Origin of the sequence: Micromonospora sp. DT31 (genome assembly GCF_049841795.1) — a bacterium.
In the GTDB taxonomy this organism is placed as follows: domain Bacteria; phylum Actinomycetota; class Actinomycetes; order Mycobacteriales; family Micromonosporaceae; genus Micromonospora.
The window spans coordinates 356034-374362 of the sequence record NZ_JBNCKZ010000001.1 but is presented as its reverse complement, the minus strand read 5'-3'; the positions used below and the strand labels follow the sequence as shown (position 1 = coordinate 374362).

Annotated in this window: 6 protein-coding genes; 3 read left to right on the top strand and 3 right to left on the bottom strand. The window is 74.1% G+C overall.

The window, feature by feature from the left end; translation table 11 throughout:
• The first annotated feature begins 5 nt into the window (after positions 1–5).
• The 3 genes from ACLQ2X_RS01520 to ACLQ2X_RS01510 all read left to right on the top strand — a co-directional run bounded on the left by ACLQ2X_RS01520 (position 6) and on the right by ACLQ2X_RS01510 (position 2764).
• Positions 6–1325, top strand: a complete 1320-nt coding sequence (locus tag ACLQ2X_RS01520; protein ID WP_425679072.1) for a pectate lyase family protein — start codon at positions 6–8, stop codon at positions 1323–1325.
• 238 nt (positions 1326–1563) lie between these two features.
• Positions 1564–2007 (top strand): ATP-binding protein, encoded by a 444-nt coding sequence (locus ACLQ2X_RS01515; RefSeq protein ID WP_425679071.1) that lies wholly within the window; start codon positions 1564–1566, stop codon positions 2005–2007.
• Between the two features lie 7 nt (positions 2008–2014).
• Positions 2015–2764: an HD domain-containing protein gene (locus ACLQ2X_RS01510; RefSeq protein WP_425679070.1), complete on the top strand. Its 750-nt coding sequence runs from the start codon at positions 2015–2017 to the stop codon at positions 2762–2764.
• A gap of 4 nt (positions 2765–2768) precedes the next feature.
• Here ACLQ2X_RS01510 and ACLQ2X_RS01505 read toward each other — a convergent pair whose 3' ends face one another.
• The 3 genes from ACLQ2X_RS01505 to ACLQ2X_RS01495 all read right to left on the bottom strand — a co-directional run bounded on the left by ACLQ2X_RS01505 (position 2769) and on the right by ACLQ2X_RS01495 (position 18270).
• Entirely contained in the window at positions 2769–13520 is a 10752-nt protein-coding gene (locus ACLQ2X_RS01505; protein ID WP_425679069.1) for an amino acid adenylation domain-containing protein, read from the bottom strand.
• Positions 13517–14743: an MFS transporter gene (locus ACLQ2X_RS01500; RefSeq protein ID WP_425679068.1), complete on the bottom strand. Its 1227-nt coding sequence runs from the start codon at positions 14741–14743 to the stop codon at positions 13517–13519. Before ACLQ2X_RS01500 ends, ACLQ2X_RS01505 begins: the two co-directional genes overlap by 4 nt.
• Before the next feature lie 596 nt (positions 14744–15339).
• Positions 15340–18270 carry a M36 family metallopeptidase gene (locus ACLQ2X_RS01495; RefSeq protein WP_425679067.1) on the bottom strand — a complete coding sequence of 977 codons (2931 nt, stop codon included), beginning with the start codon at positions 18268–18270 and terminating at the stop codon, positions 15340–15342.
• Positions 18271–18329 lie beyond the last annotated feature (59 nt).

The window sequence follows — 18329 nt, the reverse complement described above, 5'->3', positions numbered from 1 at the left end:
AAGCCATGCGTGTCCGCACCGCGACCGCCGCGCTCCTCGCCGCCGCGCTCGCCGCCACCACCACCCCCGCACCTGCCGCGTCCGCCACCTCGCTGTCCCGGGCCGCCGCGCTGCTCGGCCGGCAGGCCCTCCCGGCCAACGACGGCTGGGCCGCCGCGGGCACCGGCACCACAGGCGGCGCGGCCGCCACCCCCGACCGGGTGGTCGTGGCGCACACCCGCGCCGAACTGGTCGCCGCGGTCGCCGGGGACACCCCCAAGATCGTGTACGTGGCCGGGACCGTCGACGGCTTCGAAGGGCCCGACGGGCGGCTGCTCGACTGCGCCGACCTGGCCGACCCGGCGTACTCGCTGCCCGCCTACCTGACCGCGTACGACCCCGCGGTGTGGGGCCGGGTCGACCCGAGCGGCCCGCTGGAGGCCGCCCGGGTCCGGTCGGTGGCCAACCAGACCCGACAGACCCAGGTGAACGTCGGGTCGAACACCACACTCGTGGGGCTGCGCGGCGCCCGCCTGACCGGGCTGACCCTGATGATCGACCGGGTCACCAACGTCATCGTGCGCAACATCGAGTTCGACGACGCCCGGGACTGCTTCCCGGCCTGGTCCCCCACCGACGGTGAGGCCGGCAACTGGAACTCCCAGTACGACCAGATCTCGGTGCGGCGCAGCGAACACGTCTGGGTCGACCACAACACGTTCACCGACGGCGACAACCCGGACAGCGGGCAGCCCCGCTACTTCGGCCGCCCCTGGCAGGTGCACGACGGCTCACTCGACGTCACGCACACCGCCAGCCTGGTCACCGCCTCCTGGAACCGGTTCACCGGCCGGGACAAGGTGATGCTGATCGGCTCGTCCAACACCGTCGGCCCGGACCTCGGCCGGCTCGACGTGACCGTCCACCACAACCTGTTCGACGGCGACCTGCAACGGCTGCCCCGGGTGCGGTTCGGCCGGGTCGACGTGCACGAGAACCACTACCGGCTCGGCGGGGCCGACTTCGCGTACGCCCTCGGCGTCGGCGTCGGCTCGGCGATCCACGCGGAGAACAACTTCTTCACCCTCGCCGCCGACGTGGACCCGGCCGACCTGGTGCACGACTGGGGCGGCACCGCGCTCACCGAGCGGGGCAGCTGGGTGCGGACCGGCCGACAGCTTCCCCGGCCGGTGGACCTGCGCGCCGTGTACAACGCCGCCCACGACCCCGACCTCGGCGGCGACGCCGGGTGGACACCGACGTTGCGCGCCGCCCCGCCGCTGCCCACCCCGCTGGTCCCGCTCGTCGTCGACGCCTGGGCCGGCGCCGGTCGACTGCCGCTCTGACCGCCACCCCGGCCGCTCGTCCGCGGGCCGGCCTCCCCCGCCGGGGGACGTCGGCCCGCCGCCGCGCCCGGGTCGTACGCTGACACGTCGCCCTCGATGAGAGATGATCACCTTTGGCCGATACCGGCCGTCGGGGGATTGAATCGGCGGCCAACGGGGACAACAGGGTGTGTATCAGGCGGTCGGAGCGCGAGTGGGCGCCCAGGTCCGGGGACGGGAACGGGACGGAGGGCCGGACGTGACGGGTGGGACATCCGGTGGGCTCGACCGCGTCCTCATCATCGACCTACCGGCCGACCCGGGTCGGCTCGCCGGCACCCGGGAGCGACTGCGCGGCTGGCTGCGCGCCCGGGGCGTCGACGACTGGGACGTGGAGACGGTGCTCATCGCCACCGGCGAGGCGTGCGCCAACGCCATCGAACACGGCTACCGGTTCGCCACCGAGGGGATCACCACGCTGCGGGCAGAGCTGCGCGACGGGCGGCTGGAGATCGAGGTGCGCGACCACGGCGGCTGGCGCGCGGCCGACGAGGACAGCGGCGACCGGGGCCGCGGGCGACTGATCATGGCGCGGGTGATGGACGAGGCGACGATCGTCGGCACCCCGGAGGGCACCTGCGTGCGTCTGGTCAAGCGCCTCGCCGGCCGGCCGGCCCCACAGTCGAGCGAAGATCAGCTATAAGGGACGCATGGAGTTCCCCGCGTACCTGGCCACCATGCCGATGCACGCGATCACCGAGATCCACGGTGAGCCGGGCCTGCTGGCCCGGTTCCGCCTGGAGGTCGAGGCGTTCGACGAACCCGCCCGCGCCCGGTTGACCGAGGCCCTCGACCTCGCCGCCGACCTGCACCGCGACGACCGGCGGGTCCGCGAGCCCTACCTGAACCACCTGCTGCGGGTGGCGATCCGGCTGATGCACCACTACCAGGTGCGGGACGTGGACGTGATCGTCGCGGCGCTGCTGCACGACGCGGTCGAGGACCACCCGGCCGAGCTGGCCGCCCTGGCCCCCGACGGCTCCGCGGCGGGCACCGACGTGACGGCGGCCGCGCTTGTGGCGTTGTCCGCCCGGTTCGGGGCGCGGGTCGCCCGGCTTGTCGGCGCGGTCACCAACCCGGCGTTCGACCCGGAGCGGGACCGCAACGCGCAGTACCGCGACCACGTGGCGGCCAGCCTGGAATCCGAGCCCTGGGCCCGGGTGATCAAGGTATCGGACTTCACCGACAACGGCGTGGGCGTGATCCACACCGTCGGGCCGAAGGTGGCCCGCTCCGCCGCCAAGTATCGCCCGCTGGTGCCGGTGTTCCGCGACCTGATCGCCCGGCCGGACACGCCGCTGTCCCCGCCGGTCAAACAGCACATCTTCGCCCAGCTCGACCTGGCCGAGGAACGGTTCAGCGCCATCCTCGACCAGCCCGACCCGGCCCGCCGCCCCTGAGTCGTCACCCCAGGCCCTGGTCGACCTCGGCCAGCAGCTCCACGAACCGCCCGCACCAGGTGTCGACGGTGGACCGGTCGAACAGATCGGTCGAGTACTCGACCACGCCGCGCAGGCCGCCCTCGACCGGCGTGACCACCATGGCGAAGTCGCGGCGCGCGCAGCCGAGCCCCTGATCCGAGACCCGCACACCGACGCCGGGCAGGTCGACCCCCGGCATCTGCGGGTTGAGGCCGAACAGCGCGGTGGCCACCGGCGGCGGCGAGCCGACCCGCCAGTCGGGATCGACCGCGGCGTAGATCGCGGGCAGGGGCGCCGGCTGGTGCCGGACCGCGTCCAGGAAGGCCTGCTCGGTGCCGGCCACCAGGTCGCCGTGCGACGCCGCGCCCGCCAACGGCGGCCGCAGCAGCAGAGGGCTGGTGAACAGGCCGACGACCGACTCGTGTGCTCGGTCGTCGCGGTGTGCGTAGGGGCAGGCCAGCACGACGTCGCGGTGTCCGGTGAGTTCGCCGACCAGCAGCGCGTAGCTCGCCGCGAGCACACCGAACACGGTGGTGCCGCGGGCCGCGGCGGCCCGGTTCAGCCGGGCGGCCAGTTCCGGGGGGACGTCGAAGGCGAATTCCTCGCCGCGGCCGGACAACCGGTCGGGCCGCGGCCGGTCGGTGGGTAGCGACAGCGTCCGGGGTGCGCCGGCCAGCTGACGCCGCCAGTACGCCAGCACGTCCGGCGCCACCGGCGTGGCCCGCTGCCGGCGGGCGTACGTCAGGTAGCCGACGGCAGGCGGTGCCGGGACGGTCCCCTCGCCGCGCTCGGCGGCGTACCCGCGCCCCAGCTCGTCGAGGAGCTGGAGCATCGACCACCCGTCGCCGCGGAGATGGTGTACGACGAACATCAGCACCCAGGTCTCGTCGTCGAGACGGGCCACGTCGAGACGGGCCCAGGGGCCGCGCCCGTCGGCGAAGGCACGCCGGCCGACCCGCAGGCACCACCTGTCGACCTCGGATCGGTGGAGGTCGACCACGGGCACGGCCACCGGTTCGGCGGGCAACACCTCCTGGGTCAACTCACCGTCCCGGTCCACCAGGCGGGCCCGCAACGCCTCGTGCCGGGCCACGAGGCCGTCGAGTGCCCGTTCGAGTGCGGGCAGGTCGAGCCGACCGGTGAGGTCCATCCGCACCGCCATGTGCACGGCCGCGGGATTCGGCGCCTGCCGCTGGCGCTGCCACATCAGTTCCTGCTGGTAGGTGGCGGGTGCCCGGGTCACGACCTCGTCACCATCCGCCGGCAGCAGCGCGGCCATCTCGCGGATGCCCCGGCTGCGCAGCACCTGGTGCACGCCCACAGGGACCTGGCCGGTGGCCGTCAACCGGTTGGCCAGGCGAACGGCGGCCAGTGAGTGGCCACCGGCGGCGGTGAAGGGCACCTCCAACGGCAGTTCGGCCACGCCCAGCTCGGCGCACCACGCGTCGTGGACGAACCGTTCCCGGTCGGTGCGGGGCGACTCGCCGACGGTTGCGGCGGGCGGTGCCGGCAGGCGGCCGGCGTCGACCTTGCCGGCCTCGGTGGTGGGCAGGGCGTCGAGGAACACCCAGGCCGCCGGGACCAGGTGCGCGGGCAGACATCCGGCCAGCCGGGCGGTCAGACCTGCCACCGACGTGTCCGCGGCCGGGTGTTCGTCGTCGACGACCACGTAGGCGGCCAGGTACGGGTCGTCGCCCCGGTCGTGCCGGGCGGCCACCGCCGCCTGCCGCACACCCGGCAGGCGGGCGAGTTCCGCGGTGACCTCCCCCGGTTCGACCCGGTGACCGGCGATCTTGACCTGGTCGTCGCGCCTGCCGACGAACTGGAGGGTGCCGTCGCCGCGCACCCGGGCGAGGTCACCGGTGCGGTACATCCGCTCCCCGGGCCGGAACGGATCCGGCACGAACGCCGCCGCGGTCTCGGCGGGGCGTCGGAGGTAACCCCGGGCCACGCCGGCGCCGCTCACGTACACCTCCCCCACCGCCCCGGCCGGCACCGGCAGGCCGGCGGGATCGAGCAGGTGCAGTCGCCGGTTGTCCACGGGCGTGCCGATGTCGATCGGTCCGGCGCCGTTCGGCGGGACCGGGCCGGCCGTGGTCACGATGCTGCACTCGGTCGGGCCGTAGGCGTTGAGGACCTCGGCGGGGAAACCCGCGGGCGGGCGGCGCCGCAACTGGCTGCCGCCCACCACCAGGGTCCGCAGCGACGCGGCCGGGACGGTCGGCATCGCGAAGACGAGTTCGGCAAGCGGCGCCGCCAGGAAGGCGACGGTGACGCCGTGGCGGGACCAGTCCGCGACCAGGGCAGCCGGATCCGAGCGGGCGTCGTCCGGGACGAGGTGGACGGTGGCCCCCACGGCGAGCGCCGGGTGGAGCTCGGCGAGGTTGGCGTCGAAGCCCAGCCCCAGGCCGTGTGCCACCGTGTCGTCCGGGCTCAGCGCCAGCGCCCGGACATGCCAGGAAACCGCGTCGACGGCGTTGCGGTGCCGGACCAGGACCCCCTTCGGGCGGCCGGTGGAGCCCGAGGTGTAGACGCACCAGGCCAGGTGCTCCCCGGTGGGCACCCGGCCCGGCGGGGGCAGGTGGGGATCCGCGGGCTCCTCCACGAGGACGTGGTCGACCCTGCCCGGGTGGTCGATCCCGGCGGTGGTGAGCAGCAGCCGCGCGCCGCTGTCGGCCAGCAGGGCGTCGACGCGGGCACCGGGCAGCGACGGGTCGAGGGGCAGGAACCCGGCACCGGCCATCAGGACGGCGAGCTGCGCGGCGACGAGCTCGGGGCGACGGGGCAGCAGCACCGCCACGACGTCGTCCGGTCCCACCCCGGCGGCGGCGATCCGGCGCGCCAGCAGATCGGCCCGCCGGTGCAGCTCCCGGTAGCTCCACCGGGTCGGTCCGCAGACCACCGCGACGGCGTCGGGCGTGCGGGTGGCCTGCCGGACGAACGGGTCGTGCAGCCGTTCGGCGAGGGGTTCCCGGTGCGGCCCGCAGAGCTGGTCAGCGGGGCCGTACAGGTCGGTCGCGAGGTCGGACAACCGCTCCCCCGGCCCTCGGGTCGCCCGGTCGAGGACCTGCTGGACGTGGTCGAGGAGGCGCCGCACGGTGGTGCGGTCGAACACCTGGGTCCGGTATTCGACGTGGCAACGCACGGTGTCGCGGTGGGACAGGTAGACGACGAGGTCGACAGGCGCCTTGTCCAGTCCCACCCGCAGCGGCGTGGCGGTGACACCGGGCAGGTCGAAGGCGAAGAGTTCGGCGCCGCTGTCGTACTCGACGACGACGTCGAAGAGCGGATGACGACCGGCCGGCCGGTCCGGGGCGAGCGCGCGGACGAGGACGTCGAAACCGACGGCGTGGTCGTACCCGTCGACCGCGCCGGTCTGGGTCCGCGCGACCAGCTCCCGGAACGTGGGGTCGCCGGTGAGGTCCAGCCGCAGCGGCAGGGTGTCGACGAAGAACCCGATCAGGTTCTCGGTGGTCTCGTCGCGTCCGCTGGTGCCCGTGCCGACGATCAGGTCGGGCTGGCCGCCGAACCGGGACAGCGTCACCCCGAACGCGCTGAGCAGGGTGCTGAAGACGGTCACCCCCTCGGCCCGGCTGAACCGCCGGATCCGGTCGCTCAGGTCGGCGGGGAGGTCGACGAAGAGGCTCTCACCGGCGGCCGACGGAACCGCCGGCCGCTGCCGGTCCGAGGGCAGGACGAGAGCCGGCGGCAGCGGGTCGAGACGGCGGAGCCAGTAGTCCAGACGCTTGTCGGTGTCGTCCGCGGCGGCCCGGTCGCGGGCGAGTTCCGGGTAGCTCACCGGCAGCGGGGGCAGCTGCGGCACGCGGCCGGCGACGCGGTCCCGGTAACACGCCGACAGTTCCCGGGTCAGCACCGCGTACGAGCCGCCGTCGGTGGCGAGGTGGTGGAACGACATCACCAGCACGTGGTGCGTCGGGGAGAAACGCAGCAGTTCGAAGGCGAACAGGGGGCCCTCGCGTAGGTCGAACAGCCGGGTACTCACCGCAGCCATCGCGTCCCGGACGACCGTCTCCTCGTCGGCGCCCGGATGGTCGCGCACCACGACGCCGGCTTCCAGTCGCGGGTGGATGATCTGGTGGGGCTCGCCGTCGATCTCCCGGTAGGTGGTCCGCAGCGGGGCGTGCCGGTCCACGACGTCCTGCACGGCGTCGTGGAGCGCGGCCGGGTCCAGCGCACCGCGCAACCGCACCGCCGCGCCCTCGGTGTACGCGGGGGTGCCCGGGTCGATCTGTTCCGCCAGCCACAGGCGTCGCTGGCCCGGCGACAGCGGTGCCGTGTCGACCCGCGCGGTCGTGTTCCTGGGGGCCCGGCGGGTGGTGCGGCGCAGCGCGTCGATGACCGGCAGTCCGTCGCGGACGGCCCGCGCCGGCAGGCCGAAGTCGACGAAGCAGGCGATCTCGTCGGCGCCCGAGGCGAGGACCGCCTCCAGCACCGGCCGGCAGCTCTCCGGCGACCCGATGAGCGCCCGCTGGTCGCAGTACCGCTGGTAGGCCCGGGAGAGGACGAACCGCACGTCGTCCTCGGGGGTGTCGGCCAGGTCGATGGTCATGCCGAGGCTGTTGGCCACCTGGCCGAGCAGGCTGAACGAGGAGCGCAGGTAGGCACAGAACGGCTCGAACGCCGTCGCGCGGGCCCGCTCGGCATCCGCTTCGAGGTACGTGTGCATCAGCACCACGACCCGGCCGGCATCGGGGTCGAGCCCATGCTCGGCGCGGGTACGCCGGTACAGCGCGATGTTCTCCGCCAGTCGCGCGACGTCCTGCGTCATCAGGTTGGTGACCACGCCCAGGCCCCGGCGGGCGGCCTCACGGTAGCTGTCCGGGTTTCCCACGATGGCCGTGAACATCGGCGGTTCCGCCTGCACGGGGCGGGGGAAAAGCCGTACGTCGATGTCCTCGCCGGAGCCGGAACGGGCCCGGATGGCCTCGCCGCGCCACAGTCGCCGGACGGTGTCCAGGTTCTCGTACATCACCTGCTTGTGCCGCGGGAAGTTCTCCGGGTAGAAGACGAAGTCGTTGGCGTGCCAGCCGGGCGCGCAGCCGAGGCCGATCCGTCCCCCCGAGAGCCGGTCCACCATGGACCATTCTTCGGCTACCCGGATGGGATGGTGCAGCGGCAGCACCACCGAGCCGGCGTTGAGCCGCAGCCGACGGGTCCGCGCCGCGATGGCTGCGGCGAGCACCGAGGGGTTGGGGAAGATCCCGCCGAAGGAGTGGAAGTGCCGCTCCGGCAACCAGACGGCGTGGAAGCCGTGGGTGTCGGCGAACTCGGCGGCATCCAGGATGACCTCGTACGGGTCGTCCCGGCCCGGGTCGGCGTAGTCGCCGAAGAAGTAGAGGCTGAAGTCGACGGTGTCGGCCGCTTCGCTGTCCGGCACCGCCGGAACGGGCGGCACCGGCGGAACGGGCGGCACCGGCGGTGCCGGCGGGGTCGCCGCCCCGAGCAGCGCGAGCTGCTCCCGCATCAGGTCGAGCTGGCGGTGCACGACGGCGGCGAGGTCGGTGGGCACCTCCCGGGCGGTGTCGGCCGGCGGGGTGGCGGGTTCCGACGGCGGTGGCGGCACGCTCTGGCGCACGGACGACGGTTGCGCACCCGTCGGCGCCGGGCCGACCGGAGTCGTCGAAGCAGGCGGACCTGCCGAAGCAGGCGGACCTGTCAAGGTGCTCGCCGCGACGCCCGCGACCACCGTCTCGGCGAGCCGGCGCGGGGTGCCGACGGCACCGAACAGGTCACGGACCGGCACCCGGACCCCGAACTCGTTGTTGATCTCCCGGCTCATGGTCATCAGGAGCAGGGAGTCCGCACCGGCCCGAAGAAACGTCTGGTCCGGGTCGACCGCCGACACGTCCATGCCCAGCCGCTGCGCGGTCAGGGCCACAACCCGGGTCAGCGCCGAGTCCGCTGCCGGGCCGGCGGGCATCTCCCGGGCGGGCGCACCGGCTCCGGCGATCACCGGCGCCGACCCGGCCGGTGTCGGTTCCACCGGGTCCGGCGTCGGTTCCACAGCCGCGGGCGTCTCGACCCAGAAGTGCTGCCGCTGGAAGGGGTACGCCGGCAACGTCACCCGTCGACCACCACACCCGGCGGTGATCGCGGCCCAGTCGACCTCGACGCCCGCGACGTGCAGCTCGGCCACGGCCTGCCAGATCCCCTCGACCGGCTCGCGGTCCCCGCGCTGGGACGGCACCCATCGCGCCGTCGACCCGGAGCCCCGGGCGATCCGGGTGAGCACGCCGTCGGCGCCCGCCTCCACCACCGTGGTGACGTCCTGCCCGACGAGGGTGTCCACCGCGGCGTCGTAGGCGACCGGGCGGCGGGCCTGGTGGCACAGGTAGTCCGCGTCCGGCAGCCAGCCGGGTGGCCGGAGCCGACCGTCGACCGAGCTGACCACCGGCAGCCGGGTGGGCCGCAGCGACACCTCCGCGACCCGCCGCCGGAACCGGTCGAGCACCGGCTCGACAGCCGCGGAGTGGAAGGCCCGGTCCACCGCGAGCTGGCGGGTGGCCACGCCGAGCTTCTCGGCGTGATCGGCCAGCGCCGCCACGGCCGCCGGCGAGCCGGACAGTACGTACTGGTGGGGACCGTTGCGCGCGGCGACCTCCACCTCGTGCCCGGCGAGCAGTTCCGTCATGGCGGGCTCGTCCGCCAGCACCGCGAGCATCGCGCCGGGCGGGAGATCCCGGTGCATGAGCCGACCGCGGTGGGCGGTGAGGGTGACCGCGTCGGCAAGCGACAGCGCCCCCGCGACGCACAGCGCGGCGTACTCCCCCACGCTGTGCCCGACGACGAACCCGGGGGTCAACCCCCAGGACCGCCACAGGCGCGTCAGTGCCACACCGGTGATGACCAGGGCGGGCTGGGCCACATCGGTCGGGTGGACGCCGCCCTCGGGTCGTTCCCGCAGCCGGGCGACCAGGTCCCCGCCGACCGCCCGCCGGTACGCCTCGGCCCCCTCGTCGAGCACCTGCCGGACCACCGGGAAGCGCTCGGCGAGGTCGAGCACGGCGCCCCGCAGCTCCCCCTGGCCGGGGAAGGCCAGCGCGAGCGCGTCGGAGGCGTCCGTGGCGGCCGTTGCGGCCAGCACGCCGTCGGTGCTGCCCCCGTCCACGAACACGTCCAGGGCGTCGGCCAGCGCGGCGGTGGATTCGCCGCGTACGACGAGGCGGTGCCGCAGGTGACGGCGCCACGGTCCGGCGGTCGAGACCACGTCGGCCACAGTCAGGCCGGGTTCGGCGCGCAGCCGGTCGCGGTAGCGGGCGGCCAGTTCCCGCAACGCCACCGGGTCGGCCGCCGACAGCGGCAGCAGACCCGGCGCCGGGTGGAGACCGGCCCCGGCGGCCGGAGCCGAAGGGACCGGCGGCTGCTCGACGATCACGTGCGCGTTCGTGCCGCCCACGCCGAGCGCGCACACCGCCGCCCGGCGCGGGTGACCCGACGCCGGCCAGTCCGTGGGGCTGGTGACGATGGTGAACGGACCGCCCGGCAGGTCGATCGCCGGGTTCGGCCGGGCGAAGTTGATCTGCGGGGGGATCCGCGCGTCGCGGACACTCAGGATCGTCTTGATCAGCCCGGCCATGCCCGCGCAGCTGTCCAGATGGCCGATGTTCGCCTTCACCGAGCCGAGGACCGGCCGCCCACCCGCGTACGCCTCGGCGAGCGCGTGGTGCTCCACCTGGTCGCCGAGGGCGGTGCCGGTGCCGTGGGCCTCGACGTAGCCGACCGATCCGGCCGGCACCGCCGCGGCGCGAAGCGCCCGTCGGACCACGTCCACCTGGCCCGACACTCCGGGTGCGGTGAAGCCGACCTTGCCGGCGCCGTCGTTGTTGACCGCCGTGCCGAGCAGGACGGCGTGGATGCGGTCCCCGTCGGCGAGTGCCTGGTGCAGCGGTTTGAGGATCACCGCGGCGACCCCGTTGCCCCCGACCGTGCCGTCGGCGTCGACGTCGAAGGGCCGGCAGCGTCCGCGGGCGGACAGGATGGACCCGGGGGTGTACCGGTAGCCGGTCACCTGCGGCACGTGCAACGCCACCGCCCCGGCGACCGCCAGGTCCGCCTCCCCGCCGAGCAGGGCGCGCACCGCGAGGTGCACGGCGACCAGCGAGGTCGAGCAGGCGGTCTGCACGTTGATCGCCGGGCCGGTCAGCCCGAGACGGTAGGCGACCCGGGTGGCCAGGAAGTCGGGTTGGTTGCCGAGCGCGGCGCCGATGGCGGTCACCGGGTCGGCGCGGGGGTCCAGCGCCGCCGGTTGCTGGCGCAGGTATGTGTGGTGCGGGTACAGGTTCATCCCGCTGCCCGCGTACACCGCGGTGCGGCGGCCGGGCCCGTCGCCCGGGTGCCCGGCGTCCTCCAACGCGTGGTGGCACGTCTCCAGGAACAGGCGGTGCTGCGGGTCAAGCGTCCGGGCCTCCCGGGGGCTGATGCCGAAGAAGCCCGCGTCGAAGCCGGCGATGTCGTTCAGGGTCGCGCTCGCGCCGACGAAGTCGGGTGCGGTGGCGATCTCCGCCGGTGTGCCCGCCGCCGTCATCTCCTCCGGGGTGAAGGTACGGACGCTCTCCACCCCGTCGAGCAGGTTGGCCCAGTACCGCTCGACGGTGTCGGCGCCCGGAAACCGGGCCGCCATGCCGATCACCGCGACGTACCGTTGCGACGGCTCGGACCCGACCGGCTCAGGCGCCGGTGGCACCGGGGCGGCGGCGAGGTGGGCGCTGAGCGCGTCGACCGTGGGGTGGGCGAAGAGCGTGGGCCGGGGAACCGGGCGGCCCAGTTCCCGCTCCAGTCGCGCCCCGAGCTGGGCGATCTGGATCGACCCGATCCCGAGTTCGTGGAACGGCACGCCCGGGTCGACCGGGCCGCCGGTCAGGTCCGCGAGGATGCCGCTCACCAGAGCCCGCACCGCACCCCGGCCGGGTCCGGCCGGTCGGTCGCCGACCGCCGCCGACGCGTCACCGGCGACGGTGCCGGCCGCGCCGTCGTGACCGGCGGGCACCGCCGGGTCCCCGGGCAGCCGGCGGCGCAGCGCCGCACGCAGGACCTTGCCGCTTGACGAGCGCGGGAACTCCTCGGCCGGGACCGCATGGACCTGGGCCGGCTTGACCTGCCAGCGACGGCTCACCGCGGCGGTCACGGCGTGGGCCACCCGGTCGGTCGGCCCGGTGCCGTCGTCGGCGACGTAGAAGATCGCCAGCGATTCCGTGCCGGTTCGCTGCTCCGGTACGCCGAGGGCGGCGACCCAGCCCGCACGAACCCCGTCCACCGAACCCACCACCCGTTCCACCTCGTGGCACGGAAGGTTCTGCCCGTTGACGATGACCAGGTCCTTCACCCGTCCGGTGATCGTGATCTCGCCGGCTCGCATGAACGCGAGGTCGCCGGTGTCGAGCCAGCCGTCGCCGCGCGGGAAGGCGAGCCGGGTCGCCTCCGGGTCGTCGAGGTAGCCGGGGGTGATCCGGGCCGACGCGACCTCGAGGCGACCGATGCGACCCTCGGGAAGCACCGTGCCGTCGGCGTCCACGATCCGCAGGGTGGTGCCCGGCGCCGGGCGTCCGACGGAGAGGTATTCGGTGACGGACTCCGGTGGGTCCTCGTCCGTGGCCCATTCCAGGTCACCGTCCAGGCTGGCGGTTCGGACGCGGGGCCGGGCCTGGGGTGTGCCGTAGGTGGCGTAGGTGATGCCGGTGACGGTCTCGGACATGCCCCAGGCCGGCCGCATCGTGGTGGCCGGCACTCCGGTGGCGGCCACGAACGCGTCGAAGGTGTCCGGCAGGCATTGTTCCCCGCCGCTGACCATGCCGCGCAGGCCGCTCAGATCCCACCGGCGGTCGACGGCTTCGGCCGCCAGTCGCAGGGCGAAGTTCGGCGCCCAGCTGTGCGTGACGTGATGCCGGGACATCAGCTCCAGCCAGCGCCGCGGGTCGGCGAGCACCAGGTCGGTGGCGACGTGCACGGAGGCGGCGCCGAGGAAGATGCCGGCGACGTGGTAGAGCAGCAGCCCGGCGGAGTGGTCCAGTGGGAGCCAGTTGAGCAGGACGTCGTCCGGGCCGATGTCGAGCATCGCCCGCGCCCCGAGGGCGTTCTCGGCCAGCGCCCGGTGGGTGAGCGGAATGATCTTGGGCGTGCCGGTGCTGCCGGAGGAGAGCTGCAGCAGCGCCACCGCCGCCGGGTCGACCGGCTCTCCGGCGTCCGGCGCCGGCCGCGGCCCGCGGTCGGTCTCGTGCCCGGTGGCCGCCAACCCGGCGGCCGCCACCAGCCGGTCACGCACCGGCAGGCGAGCCAGCAGGTCCCGGTCGGCCGTGCCGGCCACGACCGTCGGCTCTCCCAGCTTGCGCCAGGCGTGCAGAAGCGCACCGACCGCCGGAGTGTCGGGGTCGTAGCCGCCGAGAGCGCCGACGGTGAGCGGGACGATGCCACCCAGCACGCAGCCGGCGAACACGGGCCAGTACTCCACGCCGGACGTGATCCGAAGGACGACGTAGGAGCCGGCGCGCAGGCCGTACGCCCGCAGGCCGGCCAGTGCCGTCTCCGCCCGGGACAGCAGGGTCCGGTGGTCGAGGAACTCCTCTCGCCCGTCCGCGTCCACCACTAGCATGCCGGCGTCGGGGAAGTCCACGGCGGCCCGGCGCAGCGCGGCCCGCAGGCTGCCGGGGAAGGCGGCGTCTGCGGGCAGGTCGCCGCCGTAGCTGACGGCGGGCGGTCGGACGGTCACGTCTGGGCTCACGGGGCGGCCTCGACTTTCTGCGCCACCGGCCGGTGGGGTCGGCGGTCTGGGGGGCGTAGGCGGGTGGCGAGGAACGCGGCGGCGGCGGCCAGCGCCAGCCCGTGCGCGGCGGCGATCACCGCAAAGGGGGCGAGGTGTTCGAGGGCGAACGCGCTGATGATCATGCCGATGCCGAATCCGGCGTTCTGGCACGCTCCGGCGAGGCCGAACAGGTGGGCCCGGCGGGACGGCTCGACGTTCTGCAGGCGGGTGGTGTAGCTGATCTCCGCGTAGCCGTCCGCCATCCCGGCGGCCACCACCACGACGACAAGCAGCCACATCGCAGGGCCGGTGAAGGCGAGGACGAACAGCACCGACATCGCGCAGGTCGCGAAACCGAAGGCGGCCGGGGAGGTCGGCGCGGGCCGGCGCGCGAGGAGGCGGCTTACCGACAGGCTGCCGACCGCCCACGCGGCGGTGAAGACGGCCGCGAACGAGGCGGGCGCGTCGGGGCGGGTCAGGGTCGCGTACACCGGAAGCCCCACGTTGTGGGACGCGGAACCGAAGGCGTCGAGCGTCCGGACCGCGACCATCGCCAGCACCACCGGGGCGACACCGGACAGCGCGTGCCGCAGCGCGGGGCGGCGGGGCCGGTCGGTCGCCCGGGAGTGCGGCACGGCGGCCGACCGCCAGGCGCCAACCCGGGTCAGCAGCAGCGCGGACAGGACGTAGGAGGCGGCGTCCAGCAGGAACGCGGTGTGGTAGCCGAGCAGGGTGACGACGAGGCCCGAGGTGCCGAAGCCGAGCAGCATGGCGGTCGAACGAGCGGCCACGAGATGCGCGTTGGCCCGAGCGAGCCGCTCGGGCCGGACCAGCTCGGGCATCCCGCTGCGCAGCGCCACCCCCCACAGGGTCTGGCCGGCGCCGACGACGACGGCGAGGCCGTAGAGCACCACCGGTTGCGCTCCGGCGGGGGCCACGACCAGCAGCACGAGCGCGGCGGCCGACAGCAGGTCGGCGGTGATCATCAGGCTTCGGCGCGGGTACCGGGCCACCAGGACACCGGCCATCGGCCCCATCAGGAAGCCGGCGGTCAGGCGGACCGCCATGAACAGCCCGGTCTGGACCGTGGAACCGGTGAGGTCCAGGGTGAACAGTCCCAGCGCCACCATGTTGAGGAAGCTGCCCCACGTGGAGCAGGCGTGTGCGGCGATGGCGAAGCGGACGGGACGGGTCGTCCGCACCCCTGTCGGTGGCACGTGTGCTCTACCCCGCCCGCACACCGGTGGCGGCCACCGGAGGGGGGTCTCGGCGTGGTCGCCGGCCCGTGCGAACAGGGCACAGGTTTCCCACCACGACACCTCCCCGTAAGTGTCCAGCAGCCGCCGGAAATGAAACCGGCCATGTCATGAAACTGTTGCGGATAGTGATGGAACCGATGCCACCCTTTGCCGCAGGCGCCGGAAAGAAATGACTTAACGGTCGGTCAACCAGGATTCCGTCCACGCGAACCTAGTCGCCACGAAGATCACCGTCAAGCGTCGAAACCCTCACCACGGCGGGGTTCCCGGCCCTCCGACGGTCGGCGGGAGCGCCATGACCGACGCCCGCACCGGCTCGGGATTCGTCACCGTGAATGAAATGGCGAGGCGCGGCAAATCAGGAATTCGTCATATTTTTCGTAGTCGATTCCCGGACCAAATGGGGCGTCGACGGCCCGGGCAGATGCCCCTTGTCGGTGCGTTCGACGCACGGGAATGGGACCGGCACCCGCCGGTGACCACACGCGGCGGCGGGTGCGGCCGGGCGTTCACCGCCCATCCGCACCCGCCTTGGGAGATCAGCGCGCGTACGCCTGGAACTCGGCTATCCGTACGTTCTGCGCCTGCGGGCTGGCGGTGGCGCAGTCGGTCGCCGCCCGGGGGTCGGCGTCCTGCTCACCGGCGTAGTCCGGCGCGCCTGTGCACTGGTTGGTCAGCACCTCGACACGCAGGTGGGTGGCCTTCGTGCGGGGGATGTCGAACGACCGCATGATCAGCTCCGGTGCCCGGGGCCGGGGCGCGACCGCCGGGAACGCGTCCGGCCGGCTGGTGTAGACAGGTCGGAAGTCCGCCCCCCCGGCGCAGGTCACCGCGCCCTTGACGGTGCACGCCAGGACCCGGAACTGCCGCAGCGCCGAATACCGGCTCTGGCTGCCGGCGTCGGCGTCACCGACCACCGGCGGGCGCAACATCGCGCTGACCTGCACCCGGCGTACCTGCTGGACACCGCCGGCCAGGTCGACGGTGACCTGCCGGCCGGCGACCGGCGCACCGAGCGCCGCCCAGTTGGTGGCCTCGTCGTCGTCGACGAGGTGCGGAACGTTGATCCCGTCGCCGCCGGCCGTCGCACCGGCCGCTGTCGAGGCCAGGTTGGGCCGCATCGACACCGCGAGCGTGCGGTTCTGGCCCGCCCTGACGGTCACCGGGCCGATCCGGGTGTGCCCGTAGCCGGGTGCCCGGATGATGAACTCGTAGCGGCCGGGGACCAGGTTCACCCGGTCGGTCAGCGGGGTGGCCGCGTCGGTGTCCGCGACCGGCACCGCCCGCGCCTGGTAGCGCCCCACGAACAGTTGCGCGCCGGCCACCTGGCCGCGCTCGCCGATCGGCAGCAGCCGCAGCGAACCCTCCCGCGCGTACGGGGAGGTGAAGCCCGGCGTGGGATCGGCGTCGGTGTGCCCGACGCTTGCCGCCCCCTCACCGAGGCCACGCCCGGCGAACGCGTTCCACAGCAGGTCCTGGTTGGCCCCGCCGAACCGGATCCGGTCGGCGGCGAGCATGGCGTCTCGGGCGTCGACCATGCTGACCTGGCTGACCGCCATGAGCAGGAACGAGTCGAAGACGAGCTGGATCCAGCGCCGGTTGCCCGGGCAGGCCGTCACCGGTCGGGTGCCGTTCGCGCACGCCTTCTGCACGGCCGGTGTGCCGCTGCCCCACCGGCGCATCATGGCCGAGCGGATGTCGGCGTTGGTGGCGCTCCACACCTCACCGGAGGCGTGCACCTGCAGGCCGACCAGGTCGTAGTCGACCGAGCTGTAGTTGAGCGGGCTGCCGCTCATGTTGTGGTTGCGGATGCCGGCGTTCGGGTCCTGGGTGGTGTACTCGCCGATGGTGAAGCCACGTCGGCCGGGTGCGGCGTACCCGTGCTCGAAGAGGTACTCCACGGCGAGCTGGTCCGACCAGCTCTCGCTCATGCCCTGCGGCGAGCTGACCCCGGCGCTGGGACCGGCGATCATGCGGTTGGAGACGGCGTGGCCGTACTCGTGCGCGATCACCGACATGTCGAAGTCGCCGTCGACGCACGGCGCGTAGAACGAACCAGCGATGGGCTGCCACAGGTACATGTTCGTGATCGGGGCGACCCCGTCCGGCGGCGTGATCTGGTTGGCGTTGTTGCGGGCCGCGAACGTGGGCGGGCCGCCGCTGACGCCGCCGGCCTGGGCGTTGCCCTGCTCGGGGTCGTTACCGAGGCCACCCCGGCCGAGGTTGTCCCGCTGCAGGTTCCAGGTCTGCTCGGTGAAGCCCAGGTGGTAGGTCCAGTCGTGCATCCGGTTGTGCATGGCGAACAGGTTGGCCCGGGCCGCGTCGATGTCGTTGGCCTGCGGCGAGGTGAACACCTCCGAGTTGCACCGCTCCCGCTGCCACTGGTTGGTCCACGGGTAGGCGTAGGTGCGGTCCGGCCGGGGCGTCGCGCTCTCCGTGCCGACGCTGGTCCCGTCGTTGCTGAACCAGTTCTCCACCGCCATCGCGTTGTTGCCCCTGGTCGTGGTGGTGGACGCCCCGGTAGCCGGGTCCGCGTCCCACGCCGGGTGCCCCGGCACGCCCACCACCTCACGGCAGCCGGCGGCCGGCGCGGCGCACCAGCGCACCCGGGTGTCGACCGAGGACCGGTCGACGCGCGGCGAGTTCGGGAAGACCTCCCAGGAGGGGTTGTCCGAGTCGTGGTCGATGAGGTCCTCACGGACCAGCACGGCGCCGTCGCGGGCGTCCACGTAGGTGGAGTAGGCCGCCGGGTCCGTGCCCGTGGCGTCCGCGCCGAGGACGACCTCCCAGGCCGCGCGCGGCCCCCGGTCCGCGGTGGGCACCGCGACCAACGCGGTACGCATGACCTGCGCGTCGGCACGGCCGGCGTCGGCGATGGCGGCGGTGCGGGCCTGCTCGGCGCTGATCGTGGCCGGGGCCGGCGTGGCGGCGTCGCGGGCCAGCGAGGAGCTGACGTGCCACACCGCGCCGTCGCGGACCCCGACCGACAGCATGCCGTCGACGGCGGCCGGCAGGTCACCGAAGCGCTGCCGGAACAGCACCGTCGCGCCCTGGCCCATCGGCGCCACGGTCAACTGCTCCAGCGCGGCGGCACCCTCGGCGGTCAACCCGAGCACGTCCCGGTTCGCCACCACGTACGCCCGCGCGGCGGCGGCCGGGTCGGCGGGCAGCCCGGTCGCGAGCGGCTTACCGAGGGAGGTGAGCGTGGCCGGCGTACCGAAGTCGGTCCAGCGCACGCGCGCGCCAAGCGCGGCGGCCCGGGCCCGCTGCCGGTCGCTGGCCGCGACCCGGCCCTTGCGGTTGTCCTTGGCCAAGCTGTCGTGCCGGTCGCCCGGCAGGTGGTCCGGTGGCGCCTCGGTGCGGGCCTGCTCCCGGGGTGCCGCCTGGCCGCTGCCGGCGGCGGTCAGGACCAGGCCGGCTGCCATCAGCAGCGCGGTGGTCCCCGTCAACGCACGGGATGGTGTGCGCACGGTCCCTCCTGTCATCGTCGAACGGCGATGTCCGTTCCGCCATCCGACCAGGACGATCG

Bases quoted from the DNA above. Each gene is read 5' to 3' on its own strand.
- ACLQ2X_RS01520 (WP_425679072.1), top strand. From the start codon at position 6: ATGCGTGTCCGCACCGCGACCGCCGCGCTCCTCGCCGCCGCGCTCGCC.
- ACLQ2X_RS01510 (WP_425679070.1), top strand. From the start codon at position 2,015: ATGGAGTTCCCCGCGTACCTGGCCACCATGCCGATGCACGCGATCACC.